The sequence below is a fragment of the Bacillus sp. FSL W7-1360 genome, assembly GCF_038592975.1.
Classification (GTDB): Bacteria; Bacillota; Bacilli; order Bacillales; family Bacillaceae_D; genus Shouchella; species Shouchella lonarensis.
Genome location: NZ_CP151950.1, coordinates 2,435,222 through 2,455,714, shown reverse-complemented (window position 1 = coordinate 2,455,714; position 20,493 = coordinate 2,435,222). Strand labels below are relative to the sequence as shown.

At 45.0% G+C, this 20,493-nt stretch carries 18 protein-coding genes; 5 read left to right on the top strand and 13 right to left on the bottom strand.

Features of this window, described 5'->3' with window-relative positions; translation table 11 throughout:
- Positions 1 to 9: 9 nt before the first annotated feature.
- The 4 genes from argS to speE all read right to left on the bottom strand — a co-directional run bounded on the left by argS (position 10) and on the right by speE (position 4,017).
- A complete protein-coding gene (gene argS / locus NSQ26_RS12710; protein WP_499718415.1) occupies positions 10 to 1,680 on the bottom strand; it encodes an arginine--tRNA ligase in 1,671 nt (556 codons plus the stop codon).
- A complete protein-coding gene (locus tag NSQ26_RS12705; RefSeq protein ID WP_499718414.1) occupies positions 1,677 to 2,147 on the bottom strand; it encodes a YwiB family protein in 471 nt (156 codons plus the stop codon). Before NSQ26_RS12705 ends, argS begins: the two co-directional genes overlap by 4 nt.
- A 145-nt stretch (positions 2,148 to 2,292) precedes the next feature.
- The gene (gene speB / locus NSQ26_RS12700; protein ID WP_499718413.1) at positions 2,293 to 3,177 is read right to left on the bottom strand and encodes an agmatinase; all 885 of its coding nucleotides are present in this window, start codon (positions 3,175 to 3,177) and stop codon (positions 2,293 to 2,295) included.
- Between the two features lie 12 nt (positions 3,178 to 3,189).
- Positions 3,190 to 4,017: a polyamine aminopropyltransferase gene (gene speE / locus NSQ26_RS12695; protein WP_499718412.1), complete on the bottom strand. Its 828-nt coding sequence runs from the start codon at positions 4,015 to 4,017 to the stop codon at positions 3,190 to 3,192.
- Between the two features lie 193 nt (positions 4,018 to 4,210).
- On the opposite strand from speE, the gene NSQ26_RS12690 reads away from it, so the two are divergent.
- Positions 4,211 to 6,313 carry a transglycosylase domain-containing protein gene (locus NSQ26_RS12690; RefSeq protein WP_499718411.1) on the top strand — a complete coding sequence of 701 codons (2,103 nt, stop codon included), beginning with the start codon at positions 4,211 to 4,213 and terminating at the stop codon, positions 6,311 to 6,313.
- Positions 6,314 to 6,355: 42 nt separating this feature from the next.
- Here NSQ26_RS12690 and NSQ26_RS12685 read toward each other — a convergent pair whose 3' ends face one another.
- A complete protein-coding gene (locus NSQ26_RS12685) occupies positions 6,356 to 7,183 on the bottom strand; it encodes a GNAT family N-acetyltransferase (protein WP_090774661.1) in 828 nt (275 codons plus the stop codon).
- A 175-nt stretch (positions 7,184 to 7,358) separates the two neighbouring features.
- On the opposite strand from NSQ26_RS12685, the gene pepF reads away from it, so the two are divergent.
- Complete coding sequence (gene pepF, locus NSQ26_RS12680; protein ID WP_499718410.1) at positions 7,359 to 9,146, top strand: oligoendopeptidase F; 1,788 nt, start codon at positions 7,359 to 7,361, stop codon at positions 9,144 to 9,146.
- Between the two features lie 243 nt (positions 9,147 to 9,389).
- Here the strand turns inward: pepF and NSQ26_RS12675 are convergent, their stop codons facing one another.
- The 3 genes from NSQ26_RS12675 to NSQ26_RS12665 form a co-directional block, all read right to left on the bottom strand.
- Positions 9,390 to 9,926, bottom strand: a complete 537-nt coding sequence (locus tag NSQ26_RS12675) for a YwhD family protein (protein WP_499718409.1) — start codon at positions 9,924 to 9,926, stop codon at positions 9,390 to 9,392.
- Between the two features lie 146 nt (positions 9,927 to 10,072).
- Entirely contained in the window at positions 10,073 to 11,365 is a 1,293-nt protein-coding gene (locus NSQ26_RS12670; protein WP_499718408.1) for an HD domain-containing protein, read from the bottom strand.
- A 112-nt stretch (positions 11,366 to 11,477) separates the two neighbouring features.
- Complete coding sequence (locus tag NSQ26_RS12665) at positions 11,478 to 12,725, bottom strand: dicarboxylate/amino acid:cation symporter (RefSeq protein ID WP_499718407.1); 1,248 nt, start codon at positions 12,723 to 12,725, stop codon at positions 11,478 to 11,480.
- Between the two features lie 139 nt (positions 12,726 to 12,864).
- On the opposite strand from NSQ26_RS12665, the gene NSQ26_RS12660 reads away from it, so the two are divergent.
- Entirely contained in the window at positions 12,865 to 13,668 is an 804-nt protein-coding gene (locus NSQ26_RS12660; RefSeq protein ID WP_499718406.1) for a lipoate--protein ligase family protein, read from the top strand.
- Between the two features lie 4 nt (positions 13,669 to 13,672).
- Here the strand turns inward: NSQ26_RS12660 and pta are convergent, their stop codons facing one another.
- Entirely contained in the window at positions 13,673 to 14,662 is a 990-nt protein-coding gene (pta, locus tag NSQ26_RS12655) for a phosphate acetyltransferase (RefSeq protein WP_499718405.1), read from the bottom strand.
- A 229-nt stretch (positions 14,663 to 14,891) separates the two neighbouring features.
- Between pta and NSQ26_RS12650 the strand changes: the two genes are divergently transcribed.
- Both NSQ26_RS12650 and hemQ read left to right on the top strand, forming a co-directional pair.
- Positions 14,892 to 15,641 carry an enoyl-CoA hydratase/isomerase family protein gene (locus tag NSQ26_RS12650; RefSeq protein ID WP_499718404.1) on the top strand — a complete coding sequence of 250 codons (750 nt, stop codon included), beginning with the start codon at positions 14,892 to 14,894 and terminating at the stop codon, positions 15,639 to 15,641.
- 138 nt (positions 15,642 to 15,779) lie between these two features.
- Positions 15,780 to 16,529, top strand: coding sequence for a hydrogen peroxide-dependent heme synthase (hemQ, locus tag NSQ26_RS12645; protein ID WP_499718403.1), 750 nt, complete (start codon positions 15,780 to 15,782; stop codon positions 16,527 to 16,529).
- Between the two features lie 51 nt (positions 16,530 to 16,580).
- On the opposite strand, the gene yidC is transcribed toward hemQ, so the two are convergent.
- The 4 genes from yidC to NSQ26_RS12625 form a co-directional block, all read right to left on the bottom strand.
- Positions 16,581 to 17,363 (bottom strand): membrane protein insertase YidC, encoded by a 783-nt coding sequence (yidC, locus tag NSQ26_RS12640; RefSeq protein ID WP_499718402.1) that lies wholly within the window; start codon positions 17,361 to 17,363, stop codon positions 16,581 to 16,583.
- 114 nt (positions 17,364 to 17,477) lie between these two features.
- Positions 17,478 to 18,725 (bottom strand): ABC transporter permease, encoded by a 1,248-nt coding sequence (locus NSQ26_RS12635; RefSeq protein WP_499718401.1) that lies wholly within the window; start codon positions 18,723 to 18,725, stop codon positions 17,478 to 17,480.
- Entirely contained in the window at positions 18,718 to 19,620 is a 903-nt protein-coding gene (locus tag NSQ26_RS12630; RefSeq protein WP_499718400.1) for an ABC transporter ATP-binding protein, read from the bottom strand. Before NSQ26_RS12630 ends, NSQ26_RS12635 begins: the two co-directional genes overlap by 8 nt.
- Positions 19,604 to 20,491, bottom strand: coding sequence for an ATP-binding cassette domain-containing protein (locus NSQ26_RS12625; RefSeq protein ID WP_499718399.1), 888 nt, complete (start codon positions 20,489 to 20,491; stop codon positions 19,604 to 19,606). The genes NSQ26_RS12630 and NSQ26_RS12625 overlap by 17 nt, the downstream gene beginning before the upstream one ends.
- Positions 20,492 to 20,493 lie beyond the last annotated feature (2 nt).

Genomic DNA, 20,493 nt, shown 5'->3' with positions numbered 1-20,493 from the left:
CTCCCCTCGTCACATCTTCTCCGGTGCAGATACGCCAACAAGCGCAAGGGTATTGGCAATCGTTACTTGCGTTGCCCGCATTAAAGCAAGACGTGCGGTTGATAAAGCCGCATTTTCTCGGTCCACAACACGCGTTACGTTATAAAAACTATGCAACGCTTGCGCAAGATCATATGCGTAGTTCGTTAAACGACTCGGGCTACGCCGTGTCGCTGCTTCAGCGACTACAGCCGGAAAGTCACCCATTACTTTTAACAAATCATACTCTTTTTCTGTAGAAATGAGTGATAAGTCGGCCGTTTCATCAGCAATAAGCCCAAGTGATTCTCCTTGTCGCAGCATGCTACAGACGCGAGCGTGTGCATATTGGATATAATACACTGGGTTTTCATTTGACTTAGAGACAGCCAAATCCATATCAAAATCTAAGTGTGCATCTGGACTACGCATCGCAAAAAAGTAGCGTGTTGCATCCACGCCGACCTCTGCTAATAAATCTTGCAATGTCACAGCTTTCCCGGTACGCTTACTCATCTTCACTTTTTCTCCGCCTTGAAAAAGGCTCACCATCTGGATAATCTCTACTTCAAAGCGATCAACATCATAACCGAGGGCTTGAATGGCTGCTTTCATCCGGGCAATATAGCCGTGGTGATCCGCACCAAAAATGTCGATCAGGCGGTCGTAGCCACGGTCAAACTTATTTAAATGATAAGCGATGTCTGGAAGCAAATACGTGTACGTCCCGTCTTTCTTTACAAGTACACGGTCTTTGTCATCACCGTACACGGTCGAGCGTAACCATGTTGCCCCGTCTTGCTCATAGGTTTCGCCCTTTTCTTGCAAAACGGATAGGGCCTTCTCAATCTGACCTGACTCATATAAAGACGTTTCCGAAAACCATTCGTCAAAACGTACACGGTATGCCTCTAAGTCTATCGCAATCTTTTCGAGCTCTTTTTTTAACCCATACGACCTAAAAGCTTCAAGTCGTTCTTCAGGCGCTTTCTTCAAATACGCATCCCCATGCTCAGCAACAAGCGCTTGGGCGATGTCAATAATATCTTGACCTTGATAACCATCTTCTGGCAAACTTGCCTCTAGTCCCAATGCTTGCTTGTAACGCGCTTCGAGTGAATAAGCTAAGTTTAACATTTGATTGCCAGCATCATTAATATAATACTCGCGCGTCACATCATATCCAGCCTTCTCCATCGTATTCGCTAAAACATCGCCAACAGCCGCGCCGCGGGCATGACCAAGATGAAGCGTCCCTGTCGGGTTAGCAGACACAAACTCAATTAATACTTTTTCTCCGTGCCCAACACCGCTTTGTCCATAGCTTTCTCCTGCTTGCAACACGGTAGGAATCACTTCGCGTAAATAAGCTTGGTCGAGAAAGAAATTAATGAATCCTGGTCCTGCTACGACAAGCTCGCGAACCCCAGCTGCTTCTTGATCAATTGTTTCTACCAATCTTTCCGCTATTTGACGCGGGGGTTGCTTGGCAAGCCGCGCTAATTGCATCGCCATATTCGTCGCATAGTCGCCATGGGCCTTTTCTTTTGGCGTCTCCAAAACGACTGGGGGAAGTTCCTCAGCTGTCGCAAACCCCGCTTTAATTACTGCACTGGCAATGACTTCACGTAACTGCGCTTTCCGTTGTTCCACACCATTCATGAACACGTTCCTCCTTGTTCTGCTTCTCTATCCATCACCCGAAGGCGAATCTCATGAACGCCGGTCTCCTGTCCCTGTAACCAAAAGCCGTACCGGACATGTATGTGACCGTGCTCATCACGACTGAGAGGGACCTCAACAGCCAATTGCTCTGTCGTTGCTTTTGTCTCGCAAGACATATGCGCTGTGACGTAACGTCCGCATGTTTCTTGCCCATCTATAAATGGTTGTCGCATCGTCACCGCACCACGGCGGATCAATAAAAGCGTGGTTTCGTCCCATTTCAACGTTGTTTGGATCTCTTCTTCCTGATGAGCGCGTTCCTCTTTAAACGTAAGATACGTACATCCATCCTTTATGTACAAGTCGCCATCGACATGAAATGCTGACGTCGCTTGCACCGCGCCGTCCTGCCATACTGTCGCTTGAAAAGAGATTGCTACTTTCCGCTTTAACGTCACACTCATTTATTGTCTCTCCTTCCAGCAACATCCCTAGATTCTCTCCTATTTTAGCCTGTTTACAACAGCGGTGCAACTAAGGAAAATCTGTATATGTGCACAAAAGCCTATGCGGGTGCGCTTGCATAGGCCGTTCATTTTTTACGCTCTATCAACGCGGACGCTTATGCACCCAACCAAGCAACATTTCCCGCACAAATTTACTCGCGGCAATTGCCGTCTGCCCCGTCGGATCATATGGCGGAGAAACTTCTACTAAGTCAGCCCCGACGATATTTATATCAGCTTCACTGAGCAGCATTTGTGCCTCTAACAATTCCTTGGCAGTAATCCCGCCGGCTTCTGCGGTTCCCGTACCTGGTGCATACGCCGGATCGAGAACATCAATGTCAATTGTCACATATACCGGTCGACCAGCAAGCTCCGGTAATGTTTTTTTGAGTGGCGCTGCGACATCAAATTTATGCAGGTGCATCCCCGACGTCCGTGCATATGCAAACTCCTCGCGCATACCTGAACGGATCCCAAAAGAATAAACATTTTCTGACCCGAGGAGCTCACATGCTTTTCGCAGTGGCGTTGAGTGAGACAGGGCTTCTCCCTCATATTCAACACGTAAATCAGCGTGCGCATCAATATGAATGATTGCTAAGTTAGGATACTTTTTGTACATTGCTTTAAAAATTGGCCAGGAAACCAAATGCTCTCCCCCGAGTCCAAGTGGGAATTTCCCGTCCTCAAGTAGTTCATCAATATATTCTTCAATCATCTCTAAGCTGCGCGCAGCATTTCCAAACGGCAACAGTAAATCTCCTGCATCAAAATAACGTACCTCTTCCAAATGCTTGTCCGCATAAGGGCTATATTCTTCTAATCCAAGTGAGGCTTCACGAATACGGGAAGGGCCAAAACGCGTGCCCGGCCGAAAAGAGACCGTCCAGTCCATTGGCATCCCGTAAATAACTGCATCCGCTTCTGTATAAGACGCCCTACTCATGATAAAGACTTTCCCTGAATACGCTTCGTCAAATCGCATCGCGATCGCCCCCTACTTCAACAAGTCCTGCACAAATTTCGGCAAAGCAAACGCTGCCATATGGAGCGCGGGCGTATAGTACTTCGTCTCTAGCGTATGAAAGCGTGTTGAGGCTACTTTTGTAGGATCATACTGTTTAGAACCGATTGTAAATGTCCACAATCCACTAGGGTATGTCGGGATATTCGCCGTGTATACGCGAGTAATTGGAAAGATTTCCTGGATATCCGTGTACACTTTTGCTAACAATTCCGGCTGAAACCATGGATTATCTGTTTGTGCGACAAACAGCCCGTCCGGCTTTAACGCACGTGAAATTCCTTCATAGAAACCACGCTCAAACAATTTTACTGCTGGCCCAACTGGCTCAGTAGAGTCAACCATAATGACGTCATACGCCTCTTTCGCATGCGCAATATGAGCAAACCCGTCATCGACCTTTACTTCTACCCGGTCATCACATAATGAACCCGCAATCGTCGGCAAATATTTTTTCGCATATTCAATTACTTTTCCATCGATTTCCACAAGCGTCGCTTTTTCAACGGATGGGTGCTTTAACACCTCACGAATCGCCCCACCATCACCACCACCAACAACGAGCACGTGTTTCGGGTGAGGATGCGTGAACAACGGCACATGCGTAACCATCTCATGATAGACGAACTCGTCTTTTTCCGTCGTCATGACCATCCCGTCTAGTAAAAGCATATTGCCGAATTGTCGTGTCTTCACCATATCCAATTGTTGGAATGCTGTTTTCTCGCTATGTAATGTTTCTTCAATTGCCATCGTAATCCCAACATGTTCTGTCTGTTTCTCTGTAAACCAGTCTGTCATATGATCATCCCTCGCCTCTCTTGATGTGACTAGCGAGATGATTGTCACCATCTCCCACAATTAAGTATACCAGATTCAACAAGGAAAGTGAGTGACTTGGATTCATTCAACAATTAAGACAACGTTTAAAAAAACACGTTTCTTGCCAAAATAAACGTAAAGACGTTTCCCTAAATAGAGAGGATGGTTTCATGTGAACATTGCTACAAGAAATAAACGTCGTCGCTTCAAAAAACTATATTTCTTCTTTCGTTTCTCACTGATTGTTGCAATTGCTCTCTTACTTAGCTTGATCGTTTTACTATCCTATGTTCGGATGCAAGGTCCACCACCAATTGATGTTACCGGGACAACTGAGTTTCTTGCAGCGGACGCAACCTTACTCGTCAGCGGTTCAACAAATTCACGGAAACCCGTCTCATTAGAAGAGATGTCCCCACATATTGTAGATGCCACCGTCGCCATTGAAGATCGTCGTTTCTATGGACACTGGGGATTTGATATTAAGCGTATTGGCGGATCGATCCTCGCCAATATTAGGACCGGTTCTAGATCACAAGGAGCGAGCACGATTACCCAACAATACGCACGCAATTTATACTTAACGCATGAGAAAACATGGCTACGAAAGTGGAATGAGCTGCTTTATTCTCTTAGACTAGAGGCACATTTTTCTAAAGAGGACATTCTTGCTGGTTATTTAAACACGGTTTACTATGGACACGGCGCTTACGGCATCGAAGCGGCCGCACAACATTTCTTTGGGAAGTCAGCAAAAGACCTCTCTCTTGCCGAATCAGCCATGCTAGCAGGCGTTCCAAAAGGTCCTAGTTACTATTCTCCTCTTGTCGACTTAGAAAAAGCACAAGACCGTCAAGCCATTATTTTAGCAAGTATGGTGGAAATGGATTTCATTACAGAACAAGAGGCACAACAGGCAAAAGAAGAACCACTCAACTTCGTGAAAGAAGTATCTACGGCACCGCAAGCAAACGCCCCTTACTTCCTTGATCACGTCAAAGCAACCCTTCAAGCAAACGGGCAAATGGACGATACAGGCACCGATCACCTCACTGTGCATACGACACTCGATCCTAATTTACAACAAGAGGCCGAGTCAATCATTGACCACTACATGCCTGATTCCGATTTGCAAGTCGCACTTGTCGCAATCGATCCAAGAACGGCCGAAGTGAAGGCATTTGTTGGCGGGAAAGACTATGCTGAAAGTCCATTTAATCGGGCAACGCAGGCGAAACGTAACCCGGGTTCAACAATGAAACCATTTTTATATTACGCTGCTTTAGAAAATGGTTTTACACCTGTTTCAACGTTTTTGAGTGAAGCCACCTCTTTTACGTATGACAACAACAAAACATACGCACCGCGCAACTTCAACGATGTGTATGCCAATGATTATATTACGATGCTAGAAGCAATTGCGTATTCAGACAATATTTACGCGCTCAAAACACACTTGTCTATTGGACAAGATGAGCTAGTCACCCTGTCCGACCGACTTGGACTTGGTTCATTTGCTGAACAACCATCACTCGCCCTTGGTGCGCAACCCGTCTCCATCCTTGACATGGCCAATGCTTACACAGCTTTAGCAAACGGGGGAAAATTGAGTGCACCCGTATTTATTAAAAAAGTGGTTGATGAGAACGGCAAAGAGTCCTTTAAACAAGAAGCAAAATTTGAAGAGGTACTTGATGAAGCAACCACATACGTGCTCACCGACATGATGAAAGCAGTATTTGAACCTTCGTTGAACAGCTACACGTCTGTAACCGGTGGCAGTGTTGCCAAACAACTGACTCATCCAACTGCAGGAAAGTCAGGATCAACCCCTCGTGATAGTTGGATGGTTGGCTATACACCACAGCTTGTTACAGTTGTTTGGACAGGGTACGATAAGGACAAAAACATCAACCAAGCAGCGGAAGGGCATCTCGCTAAGCGGATTTGGGCCGATTTTATGGAAAAAGCAATGGCAGACGAATTAACATTGCCATTCACAAAACCACTGGGTGTGACTTCTGTTATGATCGATCCCCATACTGGCCTGCTCGCAACAGATGCTTGCCCTGGGGGAAGGGAAACTTCTTTCTTAGAGGGGACCGCACCCGTTAAGTCGTGTGAAAATCCCGAAGCAGCTGAAGACCTTCAAGAAGAGCCTGATAAAAAAGAAGATGGCTTTTTCAAGCGTTTATTTAAATGGTTTCGTATTGAAGACGGCGTAGAAACGCCTCCGCAAGAACACCCTGTAGAAGGGGAAGTAGAGTTACAGTAATGTCACAATTGCATCAATAAATTTTTAAACAGCGCCGTGCAGTCACACAGGCGCTGTTTCCTTTTGTAATTGGTAATATATTTGTGCCCCACTCATCGTAAAACCACAGGATCGGTATAATGATAACGCAGCTTCATTTTCGACCGCCACATCAAGCCATACTTCTTTGCCATTCGTCACTTCACGATGGACAACGTCTGTCAGTGCTGCACGTCCAATTCCTTGTCCACGTTTTTCTTTTGTCAACACAAATCCGTAAATCCAGCTTTCTTTTTCTTGTCGATCGAGACGAAGCTTACCGACAGTGATACCGTCTATTTCAATCATATACAACCCTGTCATCCCTGTATTGGCATACATCGATTTCACTTCACCTGTCGTCATCTCAAAACCTTCCACATCGAATGCATAAATGACGGCTTCATCTTGCTCAACGGCTGGTCGGATTTTTACCCCTGGCTTGATAGATGGTACAGGTATCTCTTTACATACAAGTTGATATTCTGTAAACGCACGTTTTCCACCGACCGCGCGAATAAAAGCGTTGCCATTTTCAGAATCAAGTGGTGCATTTAATAAAAAGCGTTCCGTTTGTCGACCCCAGTCTTGCCATACGTCGGCAAGCATCTGCCGAGCAATGCCACGCCGACGTACCTCAGGTGCAACCATCCCTGTACATTCAAGTTTGTTGCCAAACGAATAGACCGCAAAATAGCCGCGTAAAACCCCATCCTCGTAATAAAAGTAGTCTTCTGACTCGCCTCGTTCCATTTCAAGCATGTCCCAATTCAACTTCATTCGAATCCCATCTACATTCTCGACTGTTTGCTGCAAGCCTTTGATCGACTTCTTCTGCTCGGAAGAGAGCATTTTTCCACCGCCTTTACTAGAACGTTCTTTGCAAAGATTTATGTCTAGTATAACATAACCACCTCACCTCTCCCCCCTTATTTTCATAAACAATTGTAGTCTTCATCGGTTTCCAAACATATTTTGAAGCACTCGTGCTACAATAAAGAAGATGGAAAAAAGGAGTGTGAACGATATGACAACCTATCAATCACGAGATGACGTACCTACAGCAGAAAAATGGGATTTAACCGATATTTATCCCGACATCGCTTCCTGGCAACAAGAAGCAGACCAATGCCTCGCTAATGCGAATGAATTAAACACATTTGATGGACACATTCAAGACGGAAAAAGCTTGCTTGCCTTCTTAGAAAAGCAAGAAAAAACGTCGTTTATGATGCGGAAATTGTTCGCTTATGCGATGCTCTTTTCTGACATAGACACAAGGAATGCTGAAGCACAGCAACTCCAAGCAAAAGCGTCTCAACTCGGCGTGAAATTGAGCGAAGCAACGTCATTCTTTTTACCGTTCCTCCTAAGCTTAGAGGAGGAAACATTGCGGGGCTACATTCAATCAGAAAAAGCACTCGCTTACTTTGAAGACGAACTTTGGAAATCATTCCGCTTTAAAGCACATGTGCTACCAAAAGACCAAGAGGCACTCCTTTCTAAATTTGGCGAAACGTTCTCCGCACCAAGTGATACATTCAATATGTATAACAGCGCTGACATTCAATTTGGCGACATAACCAATGATAGTGGGGAGAAAGTACAACTCACCCGCGGGATGTATGCCAAACTCATTGAAGATGAAAATCGCGAAAAGCGAAAAGAAGCATACAAAGCATATTACAAACCGTATGTAGAGATGAACAACACCATTGCAACAATCTATGCCGCCGAAGTGAAGAAAAACACAACGATTTCCAACATGCGCGGTTACAACTCAACGCTAGCGCAAGCGCTGTTTAACGACAATATCGACTTACGCGTGTATGAGCAACTCATCGAAACCGCCAAAGCAAATATTGAACCGCTCCACGCCTACACGCGCTTGCGGAAAGACAAGCTTGGGGTCGATGAAATCCGTCAATATGATTTAAATGTTCCCATCACCCCTGGCGTGAAAATGGACATCCAATATGACGAGGCATACGAAATGATGCTGACGGCACTTGCACCATTAGGAAAAGATTATGTTGACACCCTTTCCTCTTTTAAAGACAAACGCTACATCGACGTGCGAGAAACACCTGGAAAACGTTCAGGCGCATACAACCTTGGTGTGTACGGGGTTCATCCGTTTGTCTTACTCAATCATCATGACGACTTAAGTAGCTTATTCACACTGGCACACGAAATGGGGCATGCGATGCACAGCTACTATTCAAGCAAGCATCAGCCGCAGATTACAGCCCAATATCGCATTTTTGTCGCAGAAGTAGCTTCCACGGTTAATGAAATTTTGCTCATCAATCATATGCTCGAGAAAGCAACCGATCGCAACACACGCGCATACTTGCTCAACCACTTTATTGAACAATTCCGTAGCACCTTTTTCACGCAAGTCATGTTTGCTGACTTTGAAAAACAAACGCATGAACGGGCAAAAGATGGTGAACCACTTGATGCAAGCAGCTTGAACACACTTTATGAAAACCTGTTTCGGACATACAATGGTCCAGACCTTGTCTTTGACGATGAAGTGAAATACGGCTGGTCACGCATCCCTCATTTTTACCGCGCTTTTTACGTATTCCAATACGCAACTGGCTTTGCTGCAGCGATTCAAATTGCGACGGATATTTTAGCCGGTAAAGAAGACGTGCGTGACAACTATTTAACATTCTTGCAAAGTGGTAGCGCTGACTTCCCACTCGCTCTTCTGCAAAAAGTAGGTGTCGACTTGACCACTAGTGCACCAGTTGAAGCGGCGATGGAGAAGTTTCGTGAGTTGGTGGAGGAGCTAGAAAGCGTGTAAGCACTCCCTCCAGTGATATACTAATAACCTCATTTGTCTCAGCGCGTTTCGGGAAAAAGAAATGCGCTGAGCGTTTTTAAGCAAAATATTTGAAAGTCCTATTTACGCAATCATGTCTATACACAAAAAAACACCAGGTCTCCCCGGTGTTTTTCTTGTCCTAGCATGCTTGCGCTTGCTCTTTCTAGTTTACGTGCAAATGAGACACTAAGCAACAATCGTCCACATTTATTCACGATTTGTTCATACATCCAAGTCTTGTTGCAACTTCGCGTCAGCATGGTGCCACATCGCTTCATTGTGCGCTTTAAGAAAATCTTTAAGCACCGCTCGTGACCGCACATCCATGTGATCGACAAGAATATGACCTTTAATCGACTTATCCATATAGTTCACGTGCTCCGGCAAGTTTTTATACCCACGCTTTGCTTTTTTATTGACCGTCATATAACAACCAGCAACACCGGCATAGTAAGGCTGCTTGTCTTTCACATCAATTGTAATCCAAACGAGCCAATATGCTTTCTCTCCCTCTTTTGGCACTGCATCCGCATCAGGGATGAATTTTACCCGTTTTTCCACTTCCGAGCGGGCGTGCATTGCCCCCATATCAATGAATGCTTCTTCTGCCTCAACATCAATGAATAAAGGTGTTACTTGATCTAAGTTTAACGTCCCTGCCCCATAGCCGCCGTGTCCATCATTCGCATCATTGCTTAAAATGGTGAAACCAGCTGACCGTTTCTGCTTCTTGCCGTTATCATTGTTCAACAAATCCACACCCTCACGCCCCTTTCCCGTTACACAATTGCACGCCACTAGTATATCATATGGACGCTCCTGAATGCAGATGAGTTTAAAACGACAATAAGTTTCCGAAAGTGCCTCCAATTTAAGAAGCCACACCCTTCATGGGCACAGCCTCTTTATCCCCTCGTCAATATCCGCACAGCCTCTTCCCTCGCCACTCGCTGTCCACAAGCAGACAGGGTGTCCTTTGGATAATACAACTTATAATCCGTTCGTTTCTTCCCAGAAATCGCCTCCACGACATTCGATTCTTGCGATAACTCTCTTAAAGACCCATCTGGCATTAACAATTGAATTGGCACACGTTCCCCCGCGCCTGGACGATACACATCATATGGTAAATCGGACGACGAATCTTGCACCAAGTAATACGCTGGATCGATGCCAATCTCCGTAAACAACTGTTGTAACCTCCGCCAATCATCCTCGCGTTTTTCCGGCTGAAACTCAACATATTGAAATAAACGTCGATTTAAAAAACGTATACATAAATCACGTAAAATCGGGTCCTCTTCGTCTTGCCATGCTTGGAAATAAAAATACATGACCGTTTCATCTAAGCGCAAATAGTCATCAAGTGAGAGTTCATTCGTAAATAGTGACGCAAAGTGGTCGGGCGACTGTCGAAATATATAACCCTTTTCTTGTAACTTGCGCACCCGCCACAAAATTTTGCTCAAAATCACTTCAGAACTACGTGTCACCGGATGAAAATACACTTGCCAATACATTTGGTAACGACTCATAATGTAGTCTTCAACCGCGTGCATGCCACTCGCTTTCACTACTACTTGATCATTTTCAGGGCGCATCACCCGTAAAATTCGTTCTAAATCAAAGTGACCGTAGCTTACTCCTGTGTAATAAGCGTCGCGCAGTAAATAATCCATCCGATCGGCATCGATTTGACTAGAAATCATGCTCGTCACAAGTTTATTTGATGACTTTTTCGCAATCACATCAGCCACCGCTTGTGGAAACTGTGGATCAACTTGGCGCAATACAGCATTCACTTCCGTCTCACCTAAAATGATCTGCCTTGTCCACCATTCATGGTCGGTATGAAATACTTTTTCAAAACTATGCGAGAACGGTCCGTGTCCAACGTCATGTAATAACGCCGCACTTAACACAAGCAAACGGTCCTCCTCATTCCAATAATCTCGCCCCGCAAACACACTTATCATTCGCCGGGTAATTTCATACACGCCAAGTGAGTGACTAAAACGAGAATGCTCTGCACCATGGAACGTCATGGATGTCGTCCCCAATTGACGAACGCGTCGCAATCGCTGAAACTCTTTTGTACCGATTAACAACCAAATTAACGTATCACGTACGTGTATATAACGATGTACAGGGTCTTTAAATACTTTCTCTTCGTGTAGCCGTTTTGAACTTAATGACATACATCCGCATCCCCCTAGGATCACGTTTCTTTCATTATATATGATATCGTTTCAACACACAAAAAAGAGCAGACGAAAAGTGTCCACTCTTTTTGAAACGATATACATACAGTTATATATCACCTGAATCATGGGACGGTAATGCCCCACGCCGTTTCTCACTACGGTCAACAATGACTGCTAACGCTGCATCTCCAGTAATGTTGACTGATGTTCTTAACATGTCGAGGAGTCGATCAACACCAATGACAAGTGCAATTCCTGCCGGGCTTAAGCCGACTTGAGTGAGCACCATCGCTAACATAATCATACCGACACCCGGCACACCCGCAGTGCCGATACTGGCAAGTGTTGCTGTCAAAACAATCACGACCATATCCACAAACGACAAATCAGCAACGTATACTTGGGCAATAAACACGGTTGCGACTGCTTGCATAATGCCCGTGCCATCCATATTAATCGTCGCACCAAGCGGCTGGACAAATCCAGATACTTGCTTTGAGACACCTAAGTTCTCTTGGGCTACTTTCATCGATAACGGTAAAGCTGCATTGCTGCTCGACAAACTAAACGCCATTGTCATTGCCGGGAAAAACCCTTTATAAAACGTCAGTGGGTTCATTTTCCCGAAGAAATAAACTAAGCAACTATAAACGCCGACCACGTGAAGAAGCAAGACGCCAATCACTGTCAACATATACGCACCAAGCGAAAATACAGCATCCCAACCCGCCTGACCGAGAGCAGAAGCAATTAAAGCAAATGCCCCAATTGGCGCAAACTTCATCACAAAGGTAACGAGCGTCATCATGATGTCATTTCCTTGTTTAAAGAACGCTTTCACTGTCGACACTTTTTCTCCAAGCACTGCCATCGCCAAGCCAACAAAAATGGCAAAGGCAATAATTTGTAACATGGATCCCGACGACATAGCCTCTACTGGGTTATTTGGAATAATATTGATGAGCGTCTCCATAAATGGCGGTGCTTCCACAGCCTCATAATTTTCTGCCAATCCTTCCCCGAGCAAACCCGGGTCGCCCGGTTTCACAATCGTTGCGACAGTAAGCGCAAGCGTTAATGCAATCACTGTTGTCCCTAAGAAGAAAGCGACGGTCTTCAACCCCATGCGCCCAAGTTGCTTTGGACTTCCTAAATCGGACACACCTATGACAATCGATAAAAACACAAGCGGCACAACAAGCATCATAATTAAACGTAAAAATAAGTTCCCTGCTGGATCAAATGCGTACTGATTCAATGACTCAAACCAGTCCGGTGCCCACTGGTTTAATGCTAAACCGGTCACAGAACCTAATACAAGGGCGATTAAGATTCGAATCGTTAATTGGTGCATAAAGCGCCTCCTCTCTTTTTGTTGACAAGATACTGCTTGCTCTATCGTATGCGTCGTTATTTTCTGTTAGTATATTTTTCCTTCACATAACAGTACATGTTATACTATTGCCACACCCTTGTCGAAAGGAAGTTTATTGATGGCTTTTATCCAATCTGCTCGCTGGAGACTTCTAGCGCACCATACACACAATACAAACAGCGCACTCACATCTTTTGCGGCTGACGATACGCTTTGTACACTTGCAGGGCGACATGGGCAATACGCACTCCGCTTTTGGGTGCATGACAACACGATTGTGCTCGGTACGCAAGATACACGCTTACCTCACATTGAAGCTGGTCTTTCATTTCTTGAACAAAAAAATTATCGTGTCGTCGTCCGCAATTCTGGCGGTCTCGCTGTACATTTAGATAAAGGGATTTTCAATTTATCGCTCATTTTTCCCGGAGATGTGACTGCCTCCATCGACGACGGTTATGAGTATATGGTCTCACTCATTCGTCGCATGTTTCCTGAAGCAATCATTGCTACCGGTGAGGTGAACGGCTCCTATTGCCCCGGCAGTTATGATTTAAGCATTAATGGGAAAAAATTTGCTGGTATTTCACAACGTCGCATGCGTGGCGGCATTGCCGTCCAAATTTACCTTTGTGTGACCGGGAGTGGTCAAGCCCGTGGCGAAGTCATCCGCGATTTCTATATGCGTGCCGGCGGTAGCACGAGCGCCGCGCCATGTATCCAACCAGCTGTGATGGCATCCTTAAATGAGTTACTTAATACATCATATACGGTCACTGACATCGCTCACCGTGCCAAAGTCGCGTTCACTGACATGGGGGTTACCCTCACATCAATTCCGTTCACCCATGAAGAACAGTCATTATATGAGATGCACGTCCAACGTGTCACTGAACGACATCAACGCTGCCTCCAGCCCTAAGAACTTACCGAGTAACAGTTTGTCCAACTGCTTGCATCCCAGTAATAAGGCATAGCTTATACACATCGTCGGTATTACAACCGCGCGACAAATCATTGACTGGTTTGTTTAACCCTTGCAAAATCGGACCGATGGCATCATACCCGCCGAGCCGTTGAGCAATTTTGTAACCTAAATTCCCTGACTCTAAACTTGGGAAAATAAACACATTTGCTTCCCCCCGAAGCGGCGAGTCAGGTGCTTTTTTCTGCGCAACAGCTGGTACAAATGCCGCGTCAAATTGAAACTCACCATCAATCAACAAATCTGGTCGTGCTGCTTGCGCCAACTTTGTTGCGGCAGCAACCTTTTTTGTTTCTTGTGAAGATGCGGAGCCAAGGGTCGAGAAACTGAGCATCGCCACTTTCGGCTCCATCGCAAATAATTTTGCTGTCTCAGCCGTTGCCACCGCAATCTCCGCCAATTCTTCTTCATTTGGCGCAATGTTAATCGCACAATCAGCAAAAACAAACTTCTGCTCATCTTTCACCATCACAAAAACCCCAGATGTGCGCTTCATTCCAGGCGCTGTCTTAATTATTTGCAGCGCCGGACGGACTGTATCACCGGTTGAATGTGCTGCACCACTGACAAGCCCGTCCGCTTTTTCCATATAAACGAGCATCGTCCCGAAATAATTCACATCTTTCAAGCGCATTTGTGCTGTATCCGTCGTTTCTTTCCCTTTCCGACGCTCGACAAATGCTGCCACCATTTCCGCAAAATGAGGATACGTATTCGGATCGTATATCGTCAAGCCTTCTACTTCTATCCCCCATTGACTTGCAAGGGCATGTATTTCTGCCTCTTCTCCAATGACAATTGGTTTTACAATGCCATCAGCCGCAAGCTTTGCAGCTGCTGTTAAAACCCGCTCATCCGTTCCTTCTGGTAACACAATACGCGGTTTATGTGACGCAACATGTGCTTTTATTTCTGTAAATAAATCACCCATTATTTATGTCCCCCTTTAACAACGAATCACTTTTACCGCTGATTCGATTCAAGCATTTTCACTTCCTCTTTAGCATACCCCTCTTCCTAAAAAAAAGAAATGGGTGAACAGAAAGCGCCAATTTTAAAATTGATTGCGTTTGCAGGATTGCTATGATTGCGTGTACAATGGGAAGAAGTGGTGTGTAAACGCCATCATTTTACTGATATGATTGAAGGAGGCCATTTTTATGAACACAACGATCGTTTCAACAAACATTGCAAACAATGTGGCAACCATTACATTAGGACGCCCAGAAGTGAAAAATGCACTGAATAATGACATGCACCGCGCCTTGTATGATGCCTTTACTCAAGCAAAAGACGACGACAACGTCCGGGCAATTGTGTTAACTGGTAGCGGCGATGCTTTTTGTGCTGGTGCAGATTTAAAGTCCATTGATTTGAGTAAGTTTGAGGAATTTGATTACGGTGAGGCGCTGCGCGAAACATACAACCGCTTAATTACGTTAATCACTTCCATTGATAAACCGATCATTGCTGCTATTAACGGCATTGCGATCGGCGCCGGCCTCAGTATTGCGCTTGCTTGTGATTACCGTGTTGCGAGTGAAAAAGCGACATTCGGCCTCGGCTTTTTAAATATCGGTCTCGTTCCAGATGCCGGTGCGTCGTACTTCTTACCAAAACTTATTGGTTATGCAAATGCACTAGAAATGCCTTTGAAAGGAATTTTTGGCGCTGAGGAAGCGAAACGCATCGGGCTTATCCACGATATCGGCGATGTGACACCATGGGTTGAAAAGGTGAAACAATTACCACCTACTGCTTTTGGTTTAATGAAACGCAACTTACGTGAAGGATCAGACAGCTATTTGCAAGAAGTGCTTGAAATGGAAGTTTCCGCTCAAGTTGAAGCAAGTCAAGCGCCTGAACACCGTGCCGCACTTGCCCACTTTGTCGGAAAAGGTGTTCGCTAAATTGTGCTTTTGTAAGGGTTTTCTTTTATTTAGTCATACGGACAACGTTACAAAAAGCATGGTATAGTAAATGTAGAAGTCACCGTATCGGACTTCCGGCGAATGACTTCAGTACTCTGGAACCCGAGGTGGAACAAAATGAACGAAGCAGCAAAAACATTGGATGGTTGGTACGCCTTACATGACTTTCGCAACATTGATTGGGTCGCATGGAAAGAAGTACCATCAGCAGCACGAGAGAAAATGATTGGCGAATTTCAGTCGCTCATTAGCAAATGGGAAGATACAGAACAAGCAGGTCAAGGCAGCCATGCCCTCTATACCATCGTTGGACAAAAAGCAGATTTGATGATTATGTTGCTTCGCCCAACGATGATTGAACTAGGTCAAATTGAGACTGCCTTAAATAAATCTGGTCTTGCCGCTTACTTATTACCGGCATACTCTTATGTGTCCGTCGTCGAGCTAAGCAACTATTTAGCCGGTGAGTTGAATGAGGATCCTTATCAAAATCCGCACGTGCGCGCCCGCCTTTATCCAACACTTCCGCGCACAGCACATATTTGTTTTTATCCAATGGATAAACGTCGCGACGGCGAAGACAATTGGTACATGCTGCCGATGGACGAGCGTAAAACATTGATGAAAAGTCACAGTTTGATCGGCCGCGGCTATGCGGGGCTTGTTAAACAAGTCATTTCTGGTTCAGTTGGCTTTGATGACTGGGAATGGGGCGTCACACTGTTTGCAGATGACGTCCTCCAGTTCAAAAAACTTGTTTATGAAATGCGCTTTGACGAAGTGTCAGCGCGTTACGGAGAATTCGGTTCTTTTTATGTAGGGAATCTGCTGGAAAAAACGCAGCTCCACTCATTTTTTCACGTGTAAACTGAAAACAAGCCTCTCGCCAATGCGAAAGGCTTGTTTTGTTATGCTTTATTAGTCGCTCTCCGCTTTTTCCAGTTGGTTTGGACGAATCACAACAAAGTATGTTTGTGCAATCATAAAGAGGTTACCGATGACCCAGTACAATGCAAGTGCAGATGGCAACGTAAACCCTGCTGCAATAATTAAAACTGGGAAAATCCACAATAACATGTTCATTGGATTTGGCATGCCTTCACCTAATGGATTTGCAGGCATTTGACTCATTGACATTTTAAAAGCAATAAACGTCGTGATCGCTGCAATCACAGGTAGTACATAGTCGGTTTGCCCTAAATTAAACCATAGAAACTGACTCTCAGGTCCTTGACCGATCGCTTCTGTCCGCATAATGGCAAAGTAAAGCGCCATGATAATTGGAATTTGAATGATCGCTGGTAAACATCCCGCAGCAGGATTGACACCATTCTTTTGATATAAGCCGATCATCTCTCGTTGGATTTCTTGCTTTTTTTGCATGTCTTGCGCGTCTTTCATTCGCTTTTGAATTTCCGTCATTTGCGGACGTAACTTTTGCATCGCACGTGAACTCTTTTGCGCTTTCAAAGCGAGCGGTAAAATTAAAATCCGAATGAGAATCGTGACAATAACGATCCCCCAACCGTAATGTCCTCCCGTGAAATCAGAGAACCAAGTAATGAGCCACGACATCGGGTAGACGAAAAATGAATTCCAAAACCCTTCCGACTCAGCCGTAATTGGTTCATTCGTGCCACATGCAGCAAGCACGACTGTCATAAGTAATAAGCTGGCTATTAAGCCTATTCTCTTGTGCATTGAATGATCCTCCTTATTATGTATCCACACGACAAGCAGAAGAAAACCTTCTTATATATGAAGGTTTCTTTTGCTTATCATACCATAGTTGTCTAGGTAGAACAAACAGCGTTTTTACTTCTCCTTTTTCGATAAAGCAAGTGCTTGTTTAATGCCTTGTTTAAAGGATAGCTTGCCGTACATAAGTACGCCACCTTTGTATACGCGCGCGGCAAGAAGATTGACGATGATGACACTCACCACTAGAATAGCGAGAATCAGCACAATCTCCCAAGGGGCAATGACCCCTTGCCCAATTCGCAGTATGAGCAATTGTGGGGAGAAGAATGGGATGTAGGAGGCCACTTTAATAAAAGGTGTATCTGCCACCGCAAATCCAAATATCGACATAAAAAAGGCTGCCAACGCTAAGAACACGAGCGGCTGCACCGCTTGCTGCACATCTTCTGTGCGACTGACGAGCGCCCCAAGCATCGCCGCAATTCCTCCATACAACGCGTACCCCATAACGATGGCAATAAAAGCATAGCCAAGCAAGCCCAAATCAATCATCTCACCATTAATTAGTTGATCTATGCCCATATCACCCAGGGTAGCACCAATGACCGCAGCGATAAGTAAACTTGCCATACTTACTAACGTCACAACCGCAATTCCGGTAAGCTTTGCAAACATCTGTATGATCGGATTCACACTGGAAACGATTAATTCCATCACCCGTGACGATTTTTCTGTCGCTACTTCCGTTGCAATCATCATACTAGCTGAAAGCACAATAATGTAAATGGCAAACGACGTTCCATAAATCATCCAATAACGACTTTGGTGTGTGTCTTCCGTGTCAACGGTTCCTTCTGTATCGAACGCTTGGCTCACAAATGGTACCGGTGCATAAATTGCTGCTAGTTGCGCCTCATCCACATCTAATTGTTTCGTAAGTAATGCTTCCTTCACGCGCTGCACATCATGTTGCACAGCGTCTGTGGTGGAATAGTCATCCCCATCGCTATAAAGCGTCACTTGTAGCGAATCGATCGCACCAGTTACATGCAGTACAAAAGGGTATTCATCTGTAAGTGCTTCATCTAAGCTCATTTCTGTCATAACAGGCATGTACGTATAGCCTGACTGTTCATTTGCTTGTTCATTTAATGCATCAGAGAGACTTGCCCGATCCACCTCTTCTGTCACAACAGCCACAACGTCTGTCCCATCATCTTCCCCGGAAAAAAACGACATGATTGTTCCGATATTAAGAAACCCAATTAAGACCACCATCGTAATCACCGTTGACCACATAAATGCCTTTGTCTTCAAGCGCGACATCGCCGTATGCCCAACAATCGTCCAAAAGTTATGCATCTGCCTCACCCCCTACTTTATCAATGAAAATGTCATGCAAACGCGGCTCTTCTACTTCAAACTTGGACACAAATCCCCCTGCAGTCACCTGATGAAATACCTGCTCGGCGACGCGCTCATTTTCCACTTCGATGACAATGTCTTGCTTTGTCTCATTATAACTAGTCACACCTGGCTCGGTTTGTAAAAAAGATACATCGCGATCTGTGCGAATAGCGATCCGCTTCATGTCATAGCTCCGTTTGATTTCGCGAAGACTCCCTTGTAAAATTGCCTTTCCCCGCTTCATCATAATAATGTCTTCACACATCTCTTCCACATTGTTCATTTGATGGCTAGAAAATACAATGGTTGTGCCGGCTTGTTGCAAATCGTGCACGGCATCTTTTAACATATCGGAATTCACCGGGTCAAGCCCACTAAACGGTTCATCCAAAATGAGCAGTTCAGGCTTGTGAATCACTGCTGCAATGAATTGAATTTTTTGCTGGTTCCCTTTTGAAAGCTCTTCTACCTTTTTATTTTCGTATTCAGGCACTTGAAACCGCTCGAGCCAATGCTTCAGCTCTTTTATAATGGCTGGTTTCTTCATGCCTTTTAAACGACCTAAATATGTTAACTGATCTTTCACTGTCAACTTCGGATAAAGCCCACGCTCTTCTGGTAAGTAACCGATTAAGTGCGTTCTTTTGTACGACAAGCGCGCGCCTTCCCACGTTACACTTCCTTCCGTCGGGTCGAGCAACCCTAGTATCATTCGGAAAGTTGTTGTCTTTCCAGCACCGTTCGCACCGAGTAAACCAAAAATATCACCTTTTTCAATCGTTGCCGAAATGCCATCAACGGCAACATGTTGCTGAAACTGCTTCCTTACGTGCTCAATTTTTAACGTCACTTTGCATCACTCCCCTTTTCAACAAGTCTCGCAAAATCTCTGCGAATGTCAATTTCTCTTTCATAAGCACTTTCAATTGTTGGCGTGTTAACCCCACCTCTGTCTCATCGACCGCACTCGTCATCACTTCCACTTGGGGCCCTCTCTCTATTACGCTCATGACCCCTGGGAGGTTTCGAACATTTTCTGGTGCTGTCTGCACCCAGAAACGCGCATAGCTGTCCAGTAGCTGGTCTTTCTCATAAAAACCAACTTCTTTCCCTTGCCGTAAGCAATAAATATAATCGGCAAGTTCCTTTACTTCCTCAGGAATATGCGTCGCAAATAAAATGGCACGCTCAGGATTTTCCTCTAAATAAGTAATCCAATCTTCTAATAAAAGGCCTTGTGCCAACATATCAACACCTGCAAGTGGCTCATCTAATACAAGTAGCTCTGTATTACGAGACAATGCAAGCACAGACAGCGCTTGGCGCTGGTTCCCCACTGACATGTCTCTCAAACGTTTTTTTAGTGGCAATTCATAGCGCGCTACAAACGCTTGAAAAGCTTCCTCGTCCCAATTGTCATAACCAATTTGATACAATTGCGCAAGCTCTGCTAATGTAAAGGCTTCATAGCCGCTACTTGTTTGCGGGACATAACCGACACGATTTTTCCACTGGTGTGCAAGGTGGTCTGTTTCACCAAAGCGCGTGATCATACCTTCTGAAGGATGAGACAGTCCCATTAGCGTGCGCAAGAACACACTTTTTCCAGAACCATTCGGACCGATCAGCGCCGTCACCATCCCAGGTGCAATCTTAAATGAAACCGGGCCTAATGTAAAACTTTCATCTACCTGCTTCACAACATTTTTTAATTGAATCATCA

Bases quoted from the DNA above. Each gene is read 5' to 3' on its own strand.
- argS (WP_499718415.1), bottom strand. From the start codon at position 1,680: ATGAATGGTGTGGAACAACGGAAAGCGCAGTTACGTGAAGTCATTGCC.
- NSQ26_RS12705 (WP_499718414.1), bottom strand. From the start codon at position 2,147: ATGAGTGTGACGTTAAAGCGGAAAGTAGCAATCTCTTTTCAAGCGACA.
- speB (WP_499718413.1), bottom strand. From the start codon at position 3,177: ATGCGATTTGACGAAGCGTATTCAGGGAAAGTCTTTATCATGAGTAGG.
- speE (WP_499718412.1), bottom strand. From the start codon at position 4,017: ATGACAGACTGGTTTACAGAGAAACAGACAGAACATGTTGGGATTACG.
- NSQ26_RS12685 (WP_090774661.1), bottom strand. From the start codon at position 7,183: ATGCTCTCTTCCGAGCAGAAGAAGTCGATCAAAGGCTTGCAGCAAACA.
- pepF (WP_499718410.1), top strand. From the start codon at position 7,359: ATGACAACCTATCAATCACGAGATGACGTACCTACAGCAGAAAAATGG.
- NSQ26_RS12670 (WP_499718408.1), bottom strand. From the start codon at position 11,365: ATGTCATTAAGTTCAAAACGGCTACACGAAGAGAAAGTATTTAAAGAC.
- NSQ26_RS12665 (WP_499718407.1), bottom strand. From the start codon at position 12,725: ATGCACCAATTAACGATTCGAATCTTAATCGCCCTTGTATTAGGTTCT.
- NSQ26_RS12660 (WP_499718406.1), top strand. From the start codon at position 12,865: ATGGCTTTTATCCAATCTGCTCGCTGGAGACTTCTAGCGCACCATACA.
- pta (WP_499718405.1), bottom strand. From the start codon at position 14,662: ATGGGTGATTTATTTACAGAAATAAAAGCACATGTTGCGTCACATAAA.
- NSQ26_RS12650 (WP_499718404.1), top strand. From the start codon at position 14,892: ATGAACACAACGATCGTTTCAACAAACATTGCAAACAATGTGGCAACC.
- hemQ (WP_499718403.1), top strand. From the start codon at position 15,780: ATGAACGAAGCAGCAAAAACATTGGATGGTTGGTACGCCTTACATGAC.
- yidC (WP_499718402.1), bottom strand. From the start codon at position 17,363: ATGCACAAGAGAATAGGCTTAATAGCCAGCTTATTACTTATGACAGTC.
- NSQ26_RS12635 (WP_499718401.1), bottom strand. From the start codon at position 18,725: ATGCATAACTTTTGGACGATTGTTGGGCATACGGCGATGTCGCGCTTG.
- NSQ26_RS12625 (WP_499718399.1), bottom strand. From the start codon at position 20,491: ATGATTCAATTAAAAAATGTTGTGAAGCAGGTAGATGAAAGTTTTACA.